General features: G+C 61.1%; 19 protein-coding genes and 1 pseudogene. 9 read left to right on the forward strand and 11 right to left on the reverse strand.

Translation table 11 applies throughout. The features are described from left to right. Positions 1 to 31: 31 nt before the first annotated feature. Entirely contained in the window at positions 32 to 598 is a 567-nt protein-coding gene (locus IMW75_RS03835; protein ID WP_205891924.1) for an NAD(P)H nitroreductase, read from the forward strand. 96 nt (positions 599 to 694) lie between these two features. On the opposite strand, the gene IMW75_RS03840 is transcribed toward IMW75_RS03835, so the two are convergent. The 6 genes and pseudogenes from IMW75_RS03840 to IMW75_RS03860 form a co-directional block, all read right to left on the reverse strand. Next, positions 695 to 2035, reverse strand: a complete 1341-nt coding sequence (locus IMW75_RS03840; protein ID WP_205891925.1) for an ATP-binding protein — start codon at positions 2033 to 2035, stop codon at positions 695 to 697. A gap of 172 nt (positions 2036 to 2207) precedes the next feature. After that, positions 2208 to 2657, reverse strand: a complete 450-nt coding sequence (locus tag IMW75_RS03845; RefSeq protein ID WP_122837915.1) for a Spy/CpxP family protein refolding chaperone — start codon at positions 2655 to 2657, stop codon at positions 2208 to 2210. A 225-nt stretch (positions 2658 to 2882) separates the two neighbouring features. Beyond that, positions 2883 to 3560 carry a response regulator transcription factor gene (locus tag IMW75_RS03850; RefSeq protein WP_205891926.1) on the reverse strand — a complete coding sequence of 226 codons (678 nt, stop codon included), beginning with the start codon at positions 3558 to 3560 and terminating at the stop codon, positions 2883 to 2885. 7 nt (positions 3561 to 3567) lie between these two features. After that, positions 3568 to 3649, reverse strand: a pseudogene (locus IMW75_RS27295) (translation initiation factor 2); the annotation flags it as partial. 101 nt (positions 3650 to 3750) lie between these two features. Beyond that, on the reverse strand, positions 3751 to 4050 hold the full coding sequence (locus IMW75_RS03855; protein WP_045058859.1) for a YciI family protein: 300 nt from the start codon (positions 4048 to 4050) through the stop codon (positions 3751 to 3753). Position 4051: 1 nt separating this feature from the next. Further along, complete coding sequence (locus IMW75_RS03860; protein WP_122838617.1) at positions 4052 to 4648, reverse strand: septation protein A; 597 nt, start codon at positions 4646 to 4648, stop codon at positions 4052 to 4054. 87 nt (positions 4649 to 4735) lie between these two features. Between IMW75_RS03860 and IMW75_RS03865 the strand changes: the two genes are divergently transcribed. From IMW75_RS03865 to arfB, 8 genes are all read left to right on the forward strand, one after another. Continuing rightward, the gene (locus IMW75_RS03865) at positions 4736 to 5599 is read left to right on the forward strand and encodes a PHP domain-containing protein (RefSeq protein WP_205891927.1); all 864 of its coding nucleotides are present in this window, start codon (positions 4736 to 4738) and stop codon (positions 5597 to 5599) included. 13 nt (positions 5600 to 5612) lie between these two features. Further along, positions 5613 to 6242: an L-threonylcarbamoyladenylate synthase gene (locus IMW75_RS03870; protein WP_045058915.1), complete on the forward strand. Its 630-nt coding sequence runs from the start codon at positions 5613 to 5615 to the stop codon at positions 6240 to 6242. Positions 6243 to 6302: 60 nt separating this feature from the next. After that, entirely contained in the window at positions 6303 to 7061 is a 759-nt protein-coding gene (locus tag IMW75_RS03875; RefSeq protein ID WP_177328538.1) for a segregation and condensation protein A, read from the forward strand. 11 nt (positions 7062 to 7072) lie between these two features. Further along, positions 7073 to 8107, forward strand: a complete 1035-nt coding sequence (gene scpB / locus IMW75_RS03880; RefSeq protein ID WP_205891928.1) for an SMC-Scp complex subunit ScpB — start codon at positions 7073 to 7075, stop codon at positions 8105 to 8107. Positions 8108 to 8235: 128 nt separating this feature from the next. After that, positions 8236 to 8427: a DUF1289 domain-containing protein gene (locus tag IMW75_RS03885; protein ID WP_045058864.1), complete on the forward strand. Its 192-nt coding sequence runs from the start codon at positions 8236 to 8238 to the stop codon at positions 8425 to 8427. 155 nt (positions 8428 to 8582) lie between these two features. Then, entirely contained in the window at positions 8583 to 9851 is a 1269-nt protein-coding gene (rluB, locus tag IMW75_RS03890; RefSeq protein WP_045058865.1) for a 23S rRNA pseudouridine(2605) synthase RluB, read from the forward strand. A gap of 877 nt (positions 9852 to 10728) precedes the next feature. Beyond that, positions 10729 to 12141, forward strand: a complete 1413-nt coding sequence (locus IMW75_RS03895; protein ID WP_205891929.1) for an amino acid permease — start codon at positions 10729 to 10731, stop codon at positions 12139 to 12141. A gap of 122 nt (positions 12142 to 12263) precedes the next feature. Continuing rightward, positions 12264 to 12677 carry an alternative ribosome rescue aminoacyl-tRNA hydrolase ArfB gene (arfB, locus tag IMW75_RS03900; RefSeq protein ID WP_045058867.1) on the forward strand — a complete coding sequence of 138 codons (414 nt, stop codon included), beginning with the start codon at positions 12264 to 12266 and terminating at the stop codon, positions 12675 to 12677. Here arfB and IMW75_RS03905 read toward each other — a convergent pair. The 5 genes from IMW75_RS03905 to IMW75_RS03920 all read right to left on the reverse strand — a co-directional run bounded on the left by IMW75_RS03905 (position 12674) and on the right by IMW75_RS03920 (position 16220). Then, the gene (locus IMW75_RS03905) at positions 12674 to 13873 is read right to left on the reverse strand and encodes an MFS transporter (protein ID WP_205891930.1); all 1200 of its coding nucleotides are present in this window, start codon (positions 13871 to 13873) and stop codon (positions 12674 to 12676) included. The genes arfB and IMW75_RS03905 overlap by 4 nt on opposite strands. Before the next feature lie 82 nt (positions 13874 to 13955). Then, positions 13956 to 14195: a hypothetical protein gene (locus IMW75_RS03910; protein WP_205891931.1), complete on the reverse strand. Its 240-nt coding sequence runs from the start codon at positions 14193 to 14195 to the stop codon at positions 13956 to 13958. 37 nt (positions 14196 to 14232) lie between these two features. Then, positions 14233 to 14364 (reverse strand): hypothetical protein, encoded by a 132-nt coding sequence (locus IMW75_RS27150; protein ID WP_272873804.1) that lies wholly within the window; start codon positions 14362 to 14364, stop codon positions 14233 to 14235. Positions 14365 to 14670: 306 nt separating this feature from the next. Continuing rightward, positions 14671 to 15864, reverse strand: a complete 1194-nt coding sequence (locus tag IMW75_RS03915) for an amino acid aminotransferase (RefSeq protein WP_209012690.1) — start codon at positions 15862 to 15864, stop codon at positions 14671 to 14673. Then, entirely contained in the window at positions 15864 to 16220 is a 357-nt protein-coding gene (locus IMW75_RS03920) for a 4a-hydroxytetrahydrobiopterin dehydratase (RefSeq protein ID WP_045058870.1), read from the reverse strand. Before IMW75_RS03920 ends, IMW75_RS03915 begins: the two co-directional genes overlap by 1 nt. Positions 16221 to 16260: the final 40 nt, after the last annotated feature.

Here is a 16260-nt window from a genome sequence, read left to right on the forward strand (position 1 = left end):
ATAGCCAAACATTTTTCATTGGAGGTGGCCGATGCAGGCTCTCGACGCTTTGCTCAACCGTGTTTCCGTTCCCCGACTGCTCGACCCGGCACCGACCGCCGAGCAGCGTGAGGCCCTGTTCGCCGCAGCCATGCGCGCACCGGACCACGGTCATTTGCAGCCTTGGCGGTTTCTGACCATCGAGGGTGCTGCACGGGAGCAGATGGGCGAGCTGCTGGCTGAAGCGGCGAAGCTGCAGGACGGCGAAGTGTCTGAAGCCGCGGTGGACAAGGCGCGCAACGGGCCGCTGCGGGCACCGCTGGTGGTCGTGGTGATCGCGCGATTGCAGGAACACGTGAAGTATCCGAAATCCGAGCAGCTGCTGGCTGCGGGTTGCGCGGCCCATGGCATCCTGTTGGCCGCTTATGCCCAGGGGATTGGCGCGGTGTGGCGCACTGGCGACCTGGCGTATTCGCCCCACGTGGCCAAGGGCTTGGGTTTGGCGGAGGGGGAGGAAGTCATTGCGTTTCTCTACCTGGGCACGCCGCAGAAAGAACCGCGGGTGGCGGAGAAAGTGAACCTTGATGAGTTCGTCAGCGCCTGGCCGGGCAAGCGCTGAACATCGACAGATCGCAGCCCCGTTTCAAAGACGGCGCGTTCTGTAGGAGCTGTCGAGTGAAACGAGGCTGCGATCTTTCCGACAACACCGCTATCGCTACGGCTGGACCACGGCCCCTGGCACCAACGGCAACTCGAGACTGGCAATGAACCCGCCTTGCGGATGATTGCTTAGCATCAGACTCCCGCCATGCCGCTCCGCCGCTCGGCGCGCAATCGCCAGACCCAGGCCATGCCCTGCGGCAGTCTGTCCCGGCGCCCGATAAAACGGCTCTCCCAGCTGACTCAGATGCACGGCCTCCACGCCGGGGCCGTGATCGCGCACGCTGATCACTATCCGCTCGCCCTGCCGGGTCGCCCGCATTTCTATCGATTGCCCGGGCGGATTGAACCGTTGGGCGTTGCGCAGCAGATTATCCACCGCACGTTCAATCATCGTTGGCCAGCCCTTGAGGCTGAGCGCCGAGTCGGCCTCCAGGTTTACGGGCTGTTCCGGCGAGCTCAGCTGGGCATCTTTTTGCAGGGTTTGCAGCAGCGCATGCAGATCAACGTCTTCGGCGCTGGCATTGTCGGCATCGACCCGCGCCAGGACCAGGATTTCGCTGATCAGCGCCTCCAGACGGTCGCACTCGCGGGTCAGGCGAGGCCAGAGCTTCTGCCGTTCTTCCGGGTTGGCCCGCTCGGCCAGCGCTAGGGCGATACGCAGTCGGGCGAGGGGCGAGCGCAGTTCGTGGGATACATCGCGCAGCAATTGCCGCTGGCTGCCGATCAGGCTTTGCAGACGCGCGCCCATGCGGTTGAAATCATTGGCCAGTACGCCGAATTCGTCGCGGCGATTGGCCAGTTTGACCAGGCTGTTCTGTTGGTAGGTGGTTTGCCCCAGGTCATGCACGGCGCCGCGTAAGCGGCTGAGCGGGCGGGTGATCGACAGGGTCACGAACAGGCTGAACAGGGTGAGTACCACCAGCGCGATGCCTAGCGCACTCAAGGGCCACAGCAGGCTTTCGCGGTGCCAGGAGTCGAGTTCCGGGTGCGGGATGCGGTAGATCAGCAAGTAGGTGTTGCCGGTTTTTTCGCTGGTGTACTCGTCGGTCAGGCGCCGCCAGGGCAGGCGTCGATCACCGTCGTTCTGGCGTGCTTCGAACGCTGCGGCGCGACGCGGGAAAGTGCCGCGAACCACCGGATCGCCGCTCTCGTTAAGCACCTGGACGTCGATATGGTATTGGCGTTTGCGCTGTTCAAGGATGTCTTGCGCGGCTTCTTCGCCCTGGGCTTCGAAGGTTTGCGTCCACTGTTCGGCCAGGGTGTTGAGGCCCGGGTGGCGGCTGAGGATCCATGCGTCCTGGTTGAGCATGTGCCCCAGCAGTATGGAAAGCCCTGCAACCAGAGCGATGGCTAGCCAGAAGCTTGCCAGGATACGCCAGAACAGTGAACGCACAGAAAGTCCTCAGCAGACACGAATTAACACTGTAGGAGCGAGCTTGCTCGCGAAAAACGCAGGTACGACGTGGGCTGTCTGATATCCCGCGTTTTCGTTGACGATTTTCGCGAGCAAGCTCGCTCCTACAAAAAACAGGACCCAACGGGCCGTTGGGTCTGTGGTCAGCGTATTATTGCGCTTTTTGCGGTTGCTGCGCTTTCCACGCCTTGAACTCGGCCCATTCGGCGCGACGTTCAGCTTTTTTCTTCTGCATCTCGTCGAATTGCTTCTGCTGATCCGGTTTCAGCAGGGCGCGGACGTCCGCTTCGGCCTTCTTGTGGTTGGCGGCCATTTCATCTTTCATGGCTTTCTGGTCGGCCGGGGAGAGTTTCTCCAGGTACTTGTCGACCACTTGCTTACGCTCGTGCATCTGCTCGCCCATGATCTTGCGGATCTGCTCGCGCTGTTCGCGGCTCAGGTCAAGTTGGCCGTAGGGGCCTTTGCCGTGCATGCCGTGCATCTGACCGCCGTGGCGCGGGCCATCCATCGGACCACCCATCGGGCCGGCGCCTTCAGGCATCGCCATGGCAACGGTCGGCAGGGCGGTGGCGAACATCAGAGCGATAAGAGTCTTGCGCATGGTGAATCTCCTTGTCTCGTTCCCGGTACGTTCCGGATGAGTACAGATTATCGAGACCAAGGTAAGCGGCGGTCAGTGGAGCGTAAAGCCTGTGTAAAGAGCATTTTTGCCCGGCCTGACAAACCAGTTAGCCACCTGATCTCCAGGACTCATGATCTACCGCCCCGCCCCCGAGCCTCCGGCAGCTCCTACCGAGAGCGCGATTTATGTCGATCGTAGGGGGCTTCAGAGACTGTAATAGTACCCACGGCTGCGCAACGCAATGATGCGCGGGCGGCCGTCGGGGTGGGGGCCGATCTTTTTGCGCAGGTTGCTCACGTGCATGTCCAGGCTTCGATCGTACAGGGTCAGTTTGCGGCCCAGGGCGATCTGCGCCAGTTCCTGTTTATCCAGCGGCTCGCCCGGTTGCTTGAGCAGCGCTTCGAGCAGGCGGCTTTCGGAAACCGTGAGGGTGAACTCCTGTTCGTCGATGCTGACCACGCCTCGCGCCGGGCTGAAGCACAGGTCGCCCAGTTCCACCTGGCTGGACACCGCCGCCGGATGACTGCGCCGTAGCACCGCGCGCAGGCGGGCGGTCAGTTCCCGCGGGTCGCAGGGTTTGGCCAGGTAGTCGTCGGCACCCAGTTCCAGCCCAAGAATCCGGTCCAGGGGTTCGCCACGGGCCGAGAGCATCAATACCGGCAGGTCCGGATGATCGCTGCGCAACTGCTTGAGCAACTCCAGCCCGCTGCCGTCCGGCAACATGACGTCCAGCACCACCGCTGCGGGAGAAATTTCGGTCAGGGCCCGGCGGGCACTCTGGCCATCGTGGCAGGCACGGACCTGAAAGCCTTCCTGGCCCAGCCAACTGCACAGGAGCTCACACAGCTCCTGGTCATCATCAATTAATAACAGCTCGCTCATGAATCACTCAATTTAGCCATTGCCGAGGTTTTTCGACTTGCCCCGATGGCGAAGATACCGCACAGCAGGGCCAACCGCGCAACTCCCGCCTGATTCCAATCGGTTATTGGGCAGGTTGTCGGCAGGTAAACGGGAAGGATGAGCGATTGAGAACACGATGAACCCGGGAAGGTTCATCGTGGGGGACAAACTAAGGCAGGACTTGCTTGAACGGCTTGACCGAAACGTTGGCGTACACGCCCGCGGCGATGTAGGGGTCGGCGTCGGCCCAGGCCTGGGCGGCATTCAGGGAGTCGAACTCGGCGACGATCAGGCTGCCGGTGAACCCTGCAGCGCCCGGATCATTGCTGTCGACCGCCGGGTGCGGCCCGGCCAGTACGATTCGGCCTTCGCCCTTGAGCTGTTGCAGGCGCTCAAGGTGGGCAGGCCGCGCGGCCAGGCGAGCTTCCAGGGAGTTGGCGACGTCTGTGGCAATGATTGCGTAAAGCATGTCAGTCCTCGGTTTTTGGCGTTGTGGTATCGGTGTCGTGCAGGTGGCGCGACAGGTAGATCCCCTGTGCGACCAGGAACAACAATGTCATGCCCAGGCTGCCGAAAACCTTGAAGTCGACCCAGTAGCTCTGGAACGTGAACGCGACAAACAGGTTGGCGGCTCCGCAGAACAGGAAAAAGCCGATCCATGCGATGTTCAGGCGAGTCCAGACCGGGTCTGGCAGGGTCAATGCATGGCCCATGATGCGCTTGATCAGCAGGCGGTCGCCGATGAAATGACTGCCGATGAACGCCAGGGCGAACAACCAGTTGACCACCGGTGCCTTCCATTTCAGGAAGGTTTCGCTATGAAACGCCAGGGTCATGCCGCCGAACACCAGGCAGGCGATAAGGGTCAGCCACTGGCTCTTCTCCAGCTTGCGCTGGCTGATGAACAGGGCGCCGTAGACCACCAGGGAGCTGATGATCAGCATCGCGGTGGCGCTGTAGATACCGCCTACAGTCAACTCATGGCCGGCGATGTCGACGACCCGTGGATCAAGTTTGTAGACGATGAAAAACAGGAGAAGCGGGATGAAATCGATGAATTGTTTCACAGTGGCAGCCAGAAGCAGGATGTGGCGGCATAATAACAAACATATGGGCGCGCGATAGCGCCAGCTGATTTGAGGTAACACTTCCCCGTGAATGTTGATCTGCACTGCCATAGCACGGCTTCCGATGGCGCCCTGGCGCCGGCGATTCTGGTTGCGCGTGCGTTCGAGAAAGGCGTGCGAGTCCTGGCCTTGACCGATCACGACACCCTTGAAGGGCTGGATGAAGCCCGCACGGCCGCCACGGCGCTGGGCATGCAGTTGGTCAATGGCGTCGAATTGTCCTGCACCTGGGGCGGCGCGACCATTCATGTGCTGGGTTACGGGTTTGATGTAAATGCGCCATCGCTGGTCGAAGCTATCGCCCGGTTGCACGATGGCCGCTGGTTACGGTCCGAGGAAATAAGCCGCAAGCTGGCGCTCAAGGGCATGCCGGGCGCGCTCGAAGGCGCACGGGCCATCCAGCAGGAGTTGGGCGACAGTGGCAACGCGCCGGCCCGTCCGCATTTTGCCGACTGGATGGTGAGCGAAGGTTTCGTCAAGGATCGCGCCGAGGCGTTCCGCAAATGGCTGGGTGCCGGCAAGTTGGGGGACGTCAAGCAGCATTGGCCGACCCTGGAAAAAACGGTCGAAACCCTGCGCGCGGCGAAAGCCTGGGTCAGCCTCGCGCACCCATGGCACTACGATTTCACTCGCAGCAAGCGTCGTCGGCTGATTTCTGACTATATTCAAGCAGGCGGCCACGCCATAGAAGTGGTCAATGGCCATCAGCCCGCCGAACAGGTCGGCAGCCTGGCGATTCTTGCTCGTGAGTTCGGTCTGCTGGTCAGCGCCGGCAGTGATTTCCATGGCCCTGGAGGCTGGTCCGAGATCGGCGAATATCGCCCGCTTCCGGAGGATCTGCCGCCACTTTGGTCTCGATTCAAACATGACCCAATTATTGCCGCCGTCTGAACAGGTAGAGAATGTGAGTCAATTTTTCCAGATTCATCCGGAAAACCCGCAAGCGCGCCTGATCAAACAGGCGGTCGAGATCATCCGCAAAGGCGGGGTGGTGATTTACCCCACGGACTCGTCCTATGCGATTGGTTGCCAGATTGGCGACAAGAATGCGGTTGAGCGTGTGCGTCGCTTGCGTCAATTGGATGAAAAGCACAATTTTGCGCTGATTTGTAGCGATCTTTCGCAATTGGGCCTGTTCGCCAAGATTGATACCGGTACGTTTCGCCTGCTGAAGGCCCATCTTCCGGGCCCCTACACCTTCATTCTCAACGCGACACGGGAAGTCCCGCGGCTGTTGCTGCACCCGAAAAAGCGCACCATCGGCCTGCGTGTGCCGAGTCATCCGATTGCCCTGGCCTTGCTCGCAGAGCTGGGCGAGCCGCTGATGAGCGTGACGCTGATCATGCCGGGTGACACCGATCCCTTGACCGACCCGTACGAAATGCGCCAGCTGCTCGAGCATCAGGTCGACCTGATCATCGACGGCGGCGTCGGCGGGATCAAGGCCTCCACCGTGATCAGTCTTGCCGATGGCGAGCCGGAAGTGATCCGCGTCGGCTGCGGCGACCCTGCGCCGTTCATGGCCGAAGCCTAGATGTCGGCAGTAGAGCCCGTCGACACTCAGGCCGGCGCCCAACAGGAGCTGCCTTTCGCCATGGTCTATGGCCAGGCGGTAATGGAAATGCCGCTGGACCTGTACATTCCGCCGGATGCTCTCGAGGTCTTTCTGGAAGCCTTCGAAGGCCCCCTCGATTTGCTGCTGTACCTGATCCGCAAACAGAACATCAACATTCTCGACATTCCGGTCGCGGAAATTACCCGCCAGTACATGGGCTATGTCGAGTTGATGCAGTCGGTGCGCCTGGAGCTGGCGGCCGAATACCTGGTGATGGCCGCGATGCTGGCCGAGATCAAGTCGCGGATGCTGTTGCCTCGGGCGGAGTCGATCGAGGCCGAGGAAGACGATCCCCGCGCCGAACTGATCCGGCGCCTGCAGGAGTACGAACGGTTCAAGGCCGCAGCCGAAGGCATCGATGGCCTGAGCCGGGTTGGCCGTGATGTCGTGGTGCCCAGGCTTGATGCCCCCGAGGCGCGGGCGCGCAAGCTGGTGCCGGACGTCAGCCTGGCGGAGTTGCTGATGTCCATGGCCGAGGTGCTGCGCCGGGGCGATATGTTCGAAAGTCACCAGGTCAGTCGCGAAGCCTTGTCCACCCGCGAGCGCATGAGCGATGTACTGGAAAGGCTCAAGGGCGGCGGGTTCGTGCCCTTCGTCGAGCTGTTCACCGCCGAGGAAGGGCGCCTGGGGGTGGTGGTGACCTTTATGGCGATCCTCGAACTGGTCAAGGAATCCCTGGTCGAGCTGGTGCAGAATGAGCCGTTCGCGCCGATCCACGTGCGGGCCCGAGCCGAATAACGAGTTGAATCATGAACCTGACTGAACCCCGCGAGCTGGCACCACTGCTTGAAGCCTTCCTGTTGGCCTCGGGAAAGCCGCAATCGCTTGAACGCCTGTTCGAACTCTTCGAAGAGGCCGAGCGCCCGGAGCCACCGGTCTTCAAGAAGGCCCTGACGATTCTGGCCAAGTCCTGTGATGGTCGTGCCTTCGAACTCAAGGAGGTCGCCTCCGGCTATCGCCTGCAAATCCGCGAAAAATTCTCGCCGTGGGTCGGGCGCCTGTGGGAAGAGCGCCCGCAGCGCTATTCCCGGGCCATGCTCGAAACCATGGCGTTGATCGCCTATCGCCAGCCGATCACCCGGGGTGAAATCGAGGACGTGCGGGGTGTGGCGGTCAACAGCCACATCGTCAAGACCCTGCTTGAGCGCGAGTGGATCCGCATCGTCGGCTACCGCGACGTGCCCGGCAAACCGGCGATGTTCGCCACCACCAAGGCGTTTCTCGACCATTTCAACCTGAAGAATCTGGACGATCTGCCACCCTTGGCAGAGCTGCGCGAGCTGGAGCCCGACCCGGTGCTCGACTTCGACGACGCCCCCGTACCTGCCAGCCTGCAAGAGCTGGCCGACGCCAGTGCCGAACCGGAGGAGCCCAAGGAGGAAACCAGTTTCCATACCTTGCTGCTGGAACTGGACACCATGGAGGAGGGGCTCAAGACCGATTTCGATGATCTGTTGCGCGATGGTGCGGTGACCCAAAGTGATGAGTTTCAGGATCAGCCTGAATCTGAATCCGAGATTGAGCCTGAGATGGAAGTTGAGGTTGAGGTTGAGCCAGAACCTGCGATTGAAGTTGAACTTCACGCCGAGCCTGACGCCACACTCGAAGAGGAACCGGACGACGATGTGCTTGGCGTTGCCGAAGCTCGCGAAAAACTACTGGCCGCCGTCGCTGCCCTCGAACAGCACAAACCGGAGCCCGAATCTGAGTTGAGTGACGAGGAAGCCGAAGCCCGCGCTCTGGCCGAAGCCATCGAAGCTGAACGCCGCGAATTCGAAGACTGAGGTGCTGCCAAAAGATCGCAGCCTTCGGCAGCTACAGGACCGCGTTTGCCACCGGTATCAATTTGTACCCGGTCATGTAGGAGCTGCCGCAGGCTGCGATCTTTTGACTTTAATTTTTGAGGCCTCAAGTGAGCTCAACCAAAGACCCCTGCATCAGCGTCTGCAAATTCACCGACGACATCTGCATCGGCTGCGGCCGCAGCAAGCGCGAGATCAAGTCGTGGAAGAAGCTCGACAAGGTCGACAAGCGCACCGTGCTCGCCGAAGCCGCGTTACGCCTGATCGCGCTCGGCCCTACCGCTCGGCGCAAAAGCAAATAACCTGGTCTGCCTGCGCTAGTCTCTGATGCGTAAATCCGCGCATGCGCGTATGATTCGCGACCCTTCGGCGATCCCTTCGCCCAAGTACCAGATAGACAACGCTTCAGGACGCCTTATCAGCGCTTCCTGAACAGACCACACCGGGAGGTGCCCAGATGAGTATCAACGACCAGAAAGACGACCAGGAAATCGGCCCAGCAGGCGAAAAGCTGCAGAAGGTCCTCGCCCGTATCGGCGTAGGCTCGCGCCGTGACGTGGAAGCCTGGATCAGCCATGGCCGCATCAAGGTCAATGGCAAAGACGCCACCCTTGGTCAGCGCGTCGACCTGCATGATGCCATCACCATCGATGGCAAGGTGATCAAGCGCGAAGAGGCCGCCGAGTCGGTTCGCCGCGTGATCATGTACAACAAGCCCGACGGTGAAATCTGCACCCGTAACGACCCGGAAGGCCGTCCAACCGTTTTCGACAAGATGCCGCGCCCGAAAGAAGGTCGCTGGATCAATATCGGCCGCCTGGACATCAACACCACCGGTCTGCTGATGTTCACCACTGACGGTGAGCTGGCCAACCGCCTGATGCATCCTTCCTACGAGATGGACCGTGAATACGCGGTACGTGTGCGTGGCGAAGTGGATGACGAGATGATCGAGCGCTTGAAAGCCGGGGTTGTCCTCGAAGACGGCCCGGCCAAGTTCACTGACATCAAGCAGGCGCCAGGTGGCGAAGGCTTCAACCACTGGTACCACTGCGTGGTGATGGAAGGTCGTAACCGCGAAGTTCGTCGTCTGTGGGAATCCCAGGGCCTGGTGGTCAGTCGCCTGAAACGCGTGCGTTTCGGTCCGGTGTTCCTCAACTCCGACCTGCCGATGGGTCGCTGGCGCGAAATGAGTCAGTACGAAGTCGACATCCTCAGTGCCGAGGTTGGCCTGACGCCTGTGGCCATGCCGCAGATGAACGCCAAGAGCAAGGACAAGCTCGAGCGGATGCAGCGCAAGTCGTCGCGTCCGATGGGCACCACCGAGCGTGTACGGACCCTGCGTCCAGCCGCCGGTGCTCCAGCTGCCAACCCGCGTCCGGCCCGTGAGCCGCACATCGAAGGCGAACGTCCGGCCCGCAAGCCGGCGGCTCCTCGCGCCGATGGCGAGCGCGGTCCACGTACGCCGCGTCCGGCCAATGGCCGTACCGAGCGCGGTGAAGGCCGTGGCGCGCCAGCCGGTGGTCGCAGTGATCGCGGCGCTCCCGCCGGTCGCGGTACGCCAGTGGCGGATCGTCCAGCGGACACCAAGCGTCCAGCCAAGCCAGCCGCGAAAAAGCGTCCGGGCATTGTCCTGGTCGACAAGGATGCGCCATCAGGCAAGCGCCGTGGCGCGCCGGCCGGTTCGGGTCAGCGTCCGGGCTTCGGGCGTCGCAAGCCGGAGTGAAGCAGCGGTAAGCTTCAAGCGGTAAGCCGTCAGTGAAAAGCGCCATCCTTCGGGGTGGCGTTTTTTTTTGTCTGGCTCAAATGCTGCGGCTTCTGACAGTCCGCCTTCGCGAGCACGTCGCACCGTCGCTCCCACAGGGTATTGGAGGTGGTCGCAGCATTTGTGTTCGGCGGATATCCCTGTGGGAGCCGGGCTTGCCCGCGATGGCACCGGCGAAGACACCAAAGCATGTCGATTGGAAATCCGTCGTTACACGCTGTAACGAGATCTTGACGAATTACCCAGTGCTTCAGCTACTTCCCGCCGTGTGTAAGGAAATCCTTCCGCTAGCCCAGACCTTATGGATTCCCAAGCCCTCTATCGCGCTTGTTTCAACCTCCATAGCAGGATCAGATGCGCCCCATGCCTGCCGTGCAGGTGCATAAAAACAAGGAGGCGCAATGAACGCCGTGACCCAACTCCACCTCTCTCCGAGGGGCGATTTTCCTGTCGTCCCCGTCGAAGACCTGCAAAGGTCTGAATCAGTTTTTGCAGCCGTCCGGCACTGCCGGGGCGGACACAGGCAATCCCGGCAAATGACACGCTGATCCAGCGGGTCTGGCAGCAGGGGGTTACAGGTGTACAATGCGCCGCGTTTTAACTGTGACTTCCTGCGCACCAGCGCAAACCTCAGGGCTATCCGCCTTGTTAACTCCGTTGCGCCACAAGCGCGTCGGGTTCGATTTCGTCACAGATAAAAACAAACAGGTGACGCATGAACGTTGTAAATACGCTGAACTCCTGGTGCTTGCGCTGGGGTTTGATCGGCGCTGCTTGAAATCGCAACCCGAGCAGCACGTCTACTGAACATCATCAAACCTTGCGTGAGACCCTTTTCATGAGTGGACAAAACTCGCATTCAGGCGAGCTGAAACGCGGCCTGAAAAATCGCCATATTCAACTGATCGCCCTCGGTGGGGCGATCGGTACCGGACTGTTCCTCGGCTCGGCCGGGGTGCTTAAATCCGCCGGCCCGTCGATGATCCTCGGCTACGCCATCTGCGGCTTCATCGCATTCATGATCATGCGCCAGCTTGGCGAAATGATCGTCGAAGAGCCGGTTGCCGGTTCGTTCAGCCACTTTGCGCACAAATACTGGGGTGGTTTCGCCGGCTTCCTGTCGGGCTGGAACTGCTGGATCCTGTACATCCTGGTGGGCATGTCGGAGCTGACTGCCGTCGGCAAGTACATCCACTATTGGGCGCCGGACATCCCTGCCTGGGTCTCGGCGGCCGGTTTCTTCGTCCTGATCAACCTGATCAACCTGGCCAACGTCAAGGTGTTCGGCGAGGCAGAGTTCTGGTTCGCGATCATCAAGGTCGTGGCGATCGTCGGCATGATTGCCCTGGGCAGCTACCTGCTGGTCAGCGGCAACGGCGGGCCGCAGGCGTCGGTGAGCAACCTGTGGTCCCACGGCGGCTTCTTCCCCAATGGTGTCAGCGGGCTGGTGATGGCCATGGCGATCATCATGTTCTCCTTCGGCGGCCTGGAAATGCTTGGCTTCACCGCAGCAGAAGCAGACAAGCCGAAAACCGTGATCCCGAAAGCCATCAACCAGGTGATCTACCGGATCCTGATTTTCTACATCGGTGCATTGGTCATCCTGCTGTCGCTGACCCCATGGGACAGCCTGCTGGAAACCCTGAACGCCTCCGGCGATTCCTACAGCGGCAGCCCGTTCGTGCAAGTGTTCTCGATGCTGGGCAGCAACACGGCGGCGCACATCCTCAACTTCGTGGTGTTGACGGCGGCATTGTCGGTCTACAACAGCGGCACCTACTGCAACAGCCGCATGCTGCTGGGCATGGCCGAGCAGGGCGATGCCCCGAAAGCCCTGGCGAAGATCGACAAGCGCGGCGTGCCGGTGCGTTCGATCCTGGCCTCGGCGGCGGTCACGCTGATCGCGGTGTTGCTCAACTACCTGATTCCTCACAGCGCGCTTGAGCTGCTGATGTCGCTGGTGGTGGCCACCCTGGTGATCAACTGGGCGATGATCAGCTTCTCGCACTTCAAGTTTCGCCAGCACATGAACAAAACCAGCCAGACGCCGCTGTTCAAGGCGCTGTGGTACCCGTACGGCAACTACATCTGCCTGGCGTTCGTGGTGTTTATCCTTGGCGTGATGCTGTTGATCCCGGGCATCCAGGTCTCGGTGTACGCGATCCCTGTATGGCTTGCCTTCATGTGGATCTGCTATGGCATCAAGAACAAGCGCAGCGCACGGCATGCCTTGCAGCCTGCCGTGAAGTAACGCGGTACGCAGAAACAACAAACCCGGCCATGTGCCGGGTTTTTTTGCAGGTGAGCAGCATAATCTGTGGGAGCTCGCTCCCACAGGGTATCCTGCACCTTCTGAATACGGACACTTTTACCATGCTGGAGATTTCCAACAACGTGCACCTGCCGGATGCCGAGATCGAGCTGACGGCCATTCGCGCCCAGGGCGCCGGCGGGCAGAACGTCAACAAGGTCTCCAGCGCCATGCACCTGCGCTTCGACATCCCCGCGTCTTCATTGCCCGAGTTCTACAAGGAGCGGCTGCTGGCGCTGCGCGACAGTCGCATCACCAGCGATGGCGTGCTCATCATCAAGGCCCAACAGTACCGCACGCAGGAAGCCAATCGCGCCGATGCGTTGGAGCGCCTTGTCGAGCTGATCCAGAGCGCCACCAAGGTCGAAAAGAAGCGCCGCCCGACCAAGCCGACCCTTGGCTCGAAAAAACGTCGCCTCGAGTCCAAGACCAAACGCGGCAGCATCAAGGCCGGGCGCGGCAAGGTCGACTTCTAGCGGGCGTCCCGTTGATCCCGGTACTTCGGCGCCTGGCGGTACAAATAGATGCTCAGGGCCAGACCGCCAAGGGCGGCAAGCGCGGCGAACAGGAAGATCGAGGCAAAGCCGAACCCTGCGGCGATGGCACCGGCCAATGGCCCGGTGATCCCCAGTGACAGGTCGATAAACAACGAATAAGCGCCCACTGCTGCCCCGCGGCTCGAAGCCGGCACCAGGTTCACGGCTTCCACGCCCAGCGCCGGGAATACCAGGGAGAAGCCAAATCCGCTAAGCGCTGCGCCGGCCAGGGCCCAGTGTGCATCCGGTGCCAGCCACAGCAGCAATAAGCCCAGGGTTTCCACCGACAGGCAGGCGATCGCCACGCGAAAGCCCCCGAGGCGGTTGATCAGGTTGCCGAACAGCAGGCGCGCGCCAATGAAGCTGGCGCCGAACAGGCTCAGGCACAGCACGGCGTTGTTCCAGTTTTGCGTGGCGTAATACAGGGTAATGAAGGTGGCGATGGTGCCAAACCCGATGGAGCCCAACGCCAGGCCACAGCCATGGGGCAGCACTCGCCCCAGCACGTGCATGAACGGCAAGCGCTCGCCGACCACGATCGGTGCGGCGGTCTTTGGCCATGCCAGGGCCAGGCCGATCACCGCCAGCAGCACGATACTCACGCCCATGCTCCACAAGCCCAACTCCCTCACCAGCAGCACACCCAGCGGCGCGCCGACAGCCAGTGCGCCGTAGCTGGCGATGCCGTTCCAGGAGATGACTTTGGCGGTATTCGCCGCACCGACCCGGCCGATGCCCCAGCCGATCGAACCGGAGCCGACCAGGCTTTCGGCGCTGCCGAGCACCAGGCGGCCAATCAACAGGCTGATCAGGCTCACCATCGGCAGGCTTTGGGTCCAGGCTGAAATCAGCATGAACACCCCGCTCAGGCCGCAGCCGGCAAGGCCGTACATGACTGCCAGCTTGCTGCCCTTGTTGTCGATGATCTTGCCGGCGTAGGGTCGGCTGAGCAGGGTGGCCAGGTATTGCACGCTGATCACCAGCCCGGCGATCACGGCACCAAAGCCCAGGTCGCTGTGGACATAGCCCGGCAGTACCGCCAGGGGAATGCCGATGTTCAGGTAGCCGATGAAGGTGAAGAGGACGATGGAGACAACTTGCAGCGTGACCGCCAGGGGGCGCTGGTTTTCAGACATGGGTAAAGGTCCACGGCAAAGCAGGATAGATAGGCTGCTTATGATAGCGGTGGGAGGGCGCGCAGGTCGTGAAAAAGTAAAACTATTTGCCGGGCGGGGTTGAGTCGGTCGTGTCCGGGGCAAACAGTTGCGTCGTGACCAAGGCGGCCAGGGCGTTTTCCTGGGTGCCGAAACGGGCGAGCAGGGCAGCCTGTTTTTCGGCGGAGAGGCGATTCCAGATAGCGATCATTTTCTCGGCGGTGCCGATCAGGACGCTGGCCTGGTTCTCGTTAAAGTCGTCGTTCATGCGCGGCTCAGGGTTCAGGCGGTGTGGAAAGCGCATGTTAGCGCTTTCCACACGGTCTGGCATTGCGGGTGTCTCAGTCTTCGCTGTCAGCCTTGCGACCGTCAGATGCTTCTTTCGGCTCGGGCTGTTGGGCGCCGGCTTGCTGCGTGGTTGTCTGCTCAGTTTCGTGCAGGCTTGGGAAGGGGAGATTAGGGATCTCGTGCATGTTTCGCGCTCCTCGCAAAGTCTGTTGATAGATCTGGTAGATCCGCGCTTTTACAAAGCCTGGGCAGGATACAGCAGGAGAAATGACAATTAGAGTTTTATCTGGAATTTCTGCGACAGATGGCCGCAGGGGGGGGGGCGCTCGATCTTGCGATGGTTCCCTGCAGGAGCTGCTTAGGAGCTGCCGAGCCTGCGAGGCTGCGATCTTTTGATTTTGTGTTGAAGGGCAACATCAAAAGATCGCAGCCTCGCAGGCTCGACAGCTCCTACGGGGTTGTTTTGCAAACAGGGCTATTTGCAACCAGGGTTACTTGCAGACCTCGGCGATGGCCTCGGCCAGCAGGTCCAGGCGCGTTGCATCGATGCCGGCCACGTTCGCCCGGCCGGTGCCGACCATATAGACGCTGTGGTGGTCACGAAGATTTTTCACCTGCTCCGGCGACAGACCGGTATAGGAGAACATTCCGCGCTGAACGCCGATGTGGGCAAAACGCTCGCGCAAACCGTGAGGCTCAAGCGCCTCTACCAAACCGCTGCGTAACTGCGCAATGCGCAGGCGCATGGCTTCCACTTCGTCGGCCCACAAGCTTTTCAACTCAGGGTCGCCAAGGATGGTCGCCACCACTGCAGCGCCATGATCCGGCGGTGTCGACCACAGGTTGCGAGCAATGTTGGCCAGCTGGCTGCGTATGTCCACCAGCTTGTCAGCGCTCTGGGCGCAAACAATCAGCGCGCCGGTGCGATCGCGGTACAGGCCGAAGTTCTTCGAGCAGGAACTGGTGATCAGCACTTCCGGCAACTCGGCGGCGAACAGTCGGGTTGACCAGGCATCCTGCTCCAGGCCATCACCAAAACCCTGGTAGGCGAAGTCGATCAGCGGCAGCAGGTCGCGGCTGCGCACGATGTCCAGCACCCGCCGCCAGTCGTCATGGGACAGATCAAAACCGGTCGGGTTGTGGCAGCAGGCGTGCAACAGCACTACGTCGCCCTTGGGCACTTCACGTAGTACCGCCAGCATGGCCTCGACGTCGAGACGGTTATCGCTGCCCACGTACGGGTAATGGCTGACCTTCACCCCGGCTGCCGCGAAAATCGTTTCATGGATCGGCCAGGTCGGGTTGCTCAGCCACACGCCACGGCCCGGCAGGCACTGGGCAATGAAGTCGGCGCTGAGGCGCAATGCCCCGGTGCCGCCTGGGGTCTGCGTGGCCCCCGCGCGCTGCCCGGCGATCAACGGGGAGTCGGCGCCCAGCAGCAGCTCGTTGATCACCTTGCCAAACGCCGGCTCGCCATGACCACCGATGTAGGTCTTGGTGGATTGCTTGTCAACCAGTCGCGCCTCGGCGAGTTTCACCGCTTGCGGGATTGGCGTCAGGCCGTGGGCATCTTTATAGACGCCCACCCCGAGGTCGAATTTGCGCGGGTTGGGATCCTGCGCATACGCCTCCATCAACCCCAGGATCGGATCGCCAGGCACCCGGCCGATCGAGTCGAAATGCATTATTTGCGGCCCTCGGCGTCCTTGGCCACTTCGTCGGTGCGCGCGGCCATGATGAAGTCGTTGCGGTGCAGGCCCTTGATGGAGTGGCTCCACCAGGTCACGGTGACTTTGCCCCACTCGGTGAGCAGGCCCGGGTGGTGACCCTCCGCCTCTGAGATTTCACCGACCGCGTTGGTGAACGCCAGCGCATGCTTGAAATTCTTGAACAGGAAGACTTTTTCCAGCTGCATGATGCTGTCGCGAACTTCGATGTTCCAGTCCGGGATCTGCTTGAGCAATACCGGCAATTCTTCGTCGCTGACCTGAGGTGCGCCGGCTTGGCAGGCTTCGCAGTGGGCTTGGTTCAGAGCGTTCATGGTGTATTCCTGAATTCGATTCTTGTTGGAAATTACTATC

Source organism: Pseudomonas gregormendelii, assembly GCF_017114825.1.
Lineage (GTDB): Bacteria > Pseudomonadota > Gammaproteobacteria > Pseudomonadales > Pseudomonadaceae > Aquipseudomonas > Aquipseudomonas gregormendelii.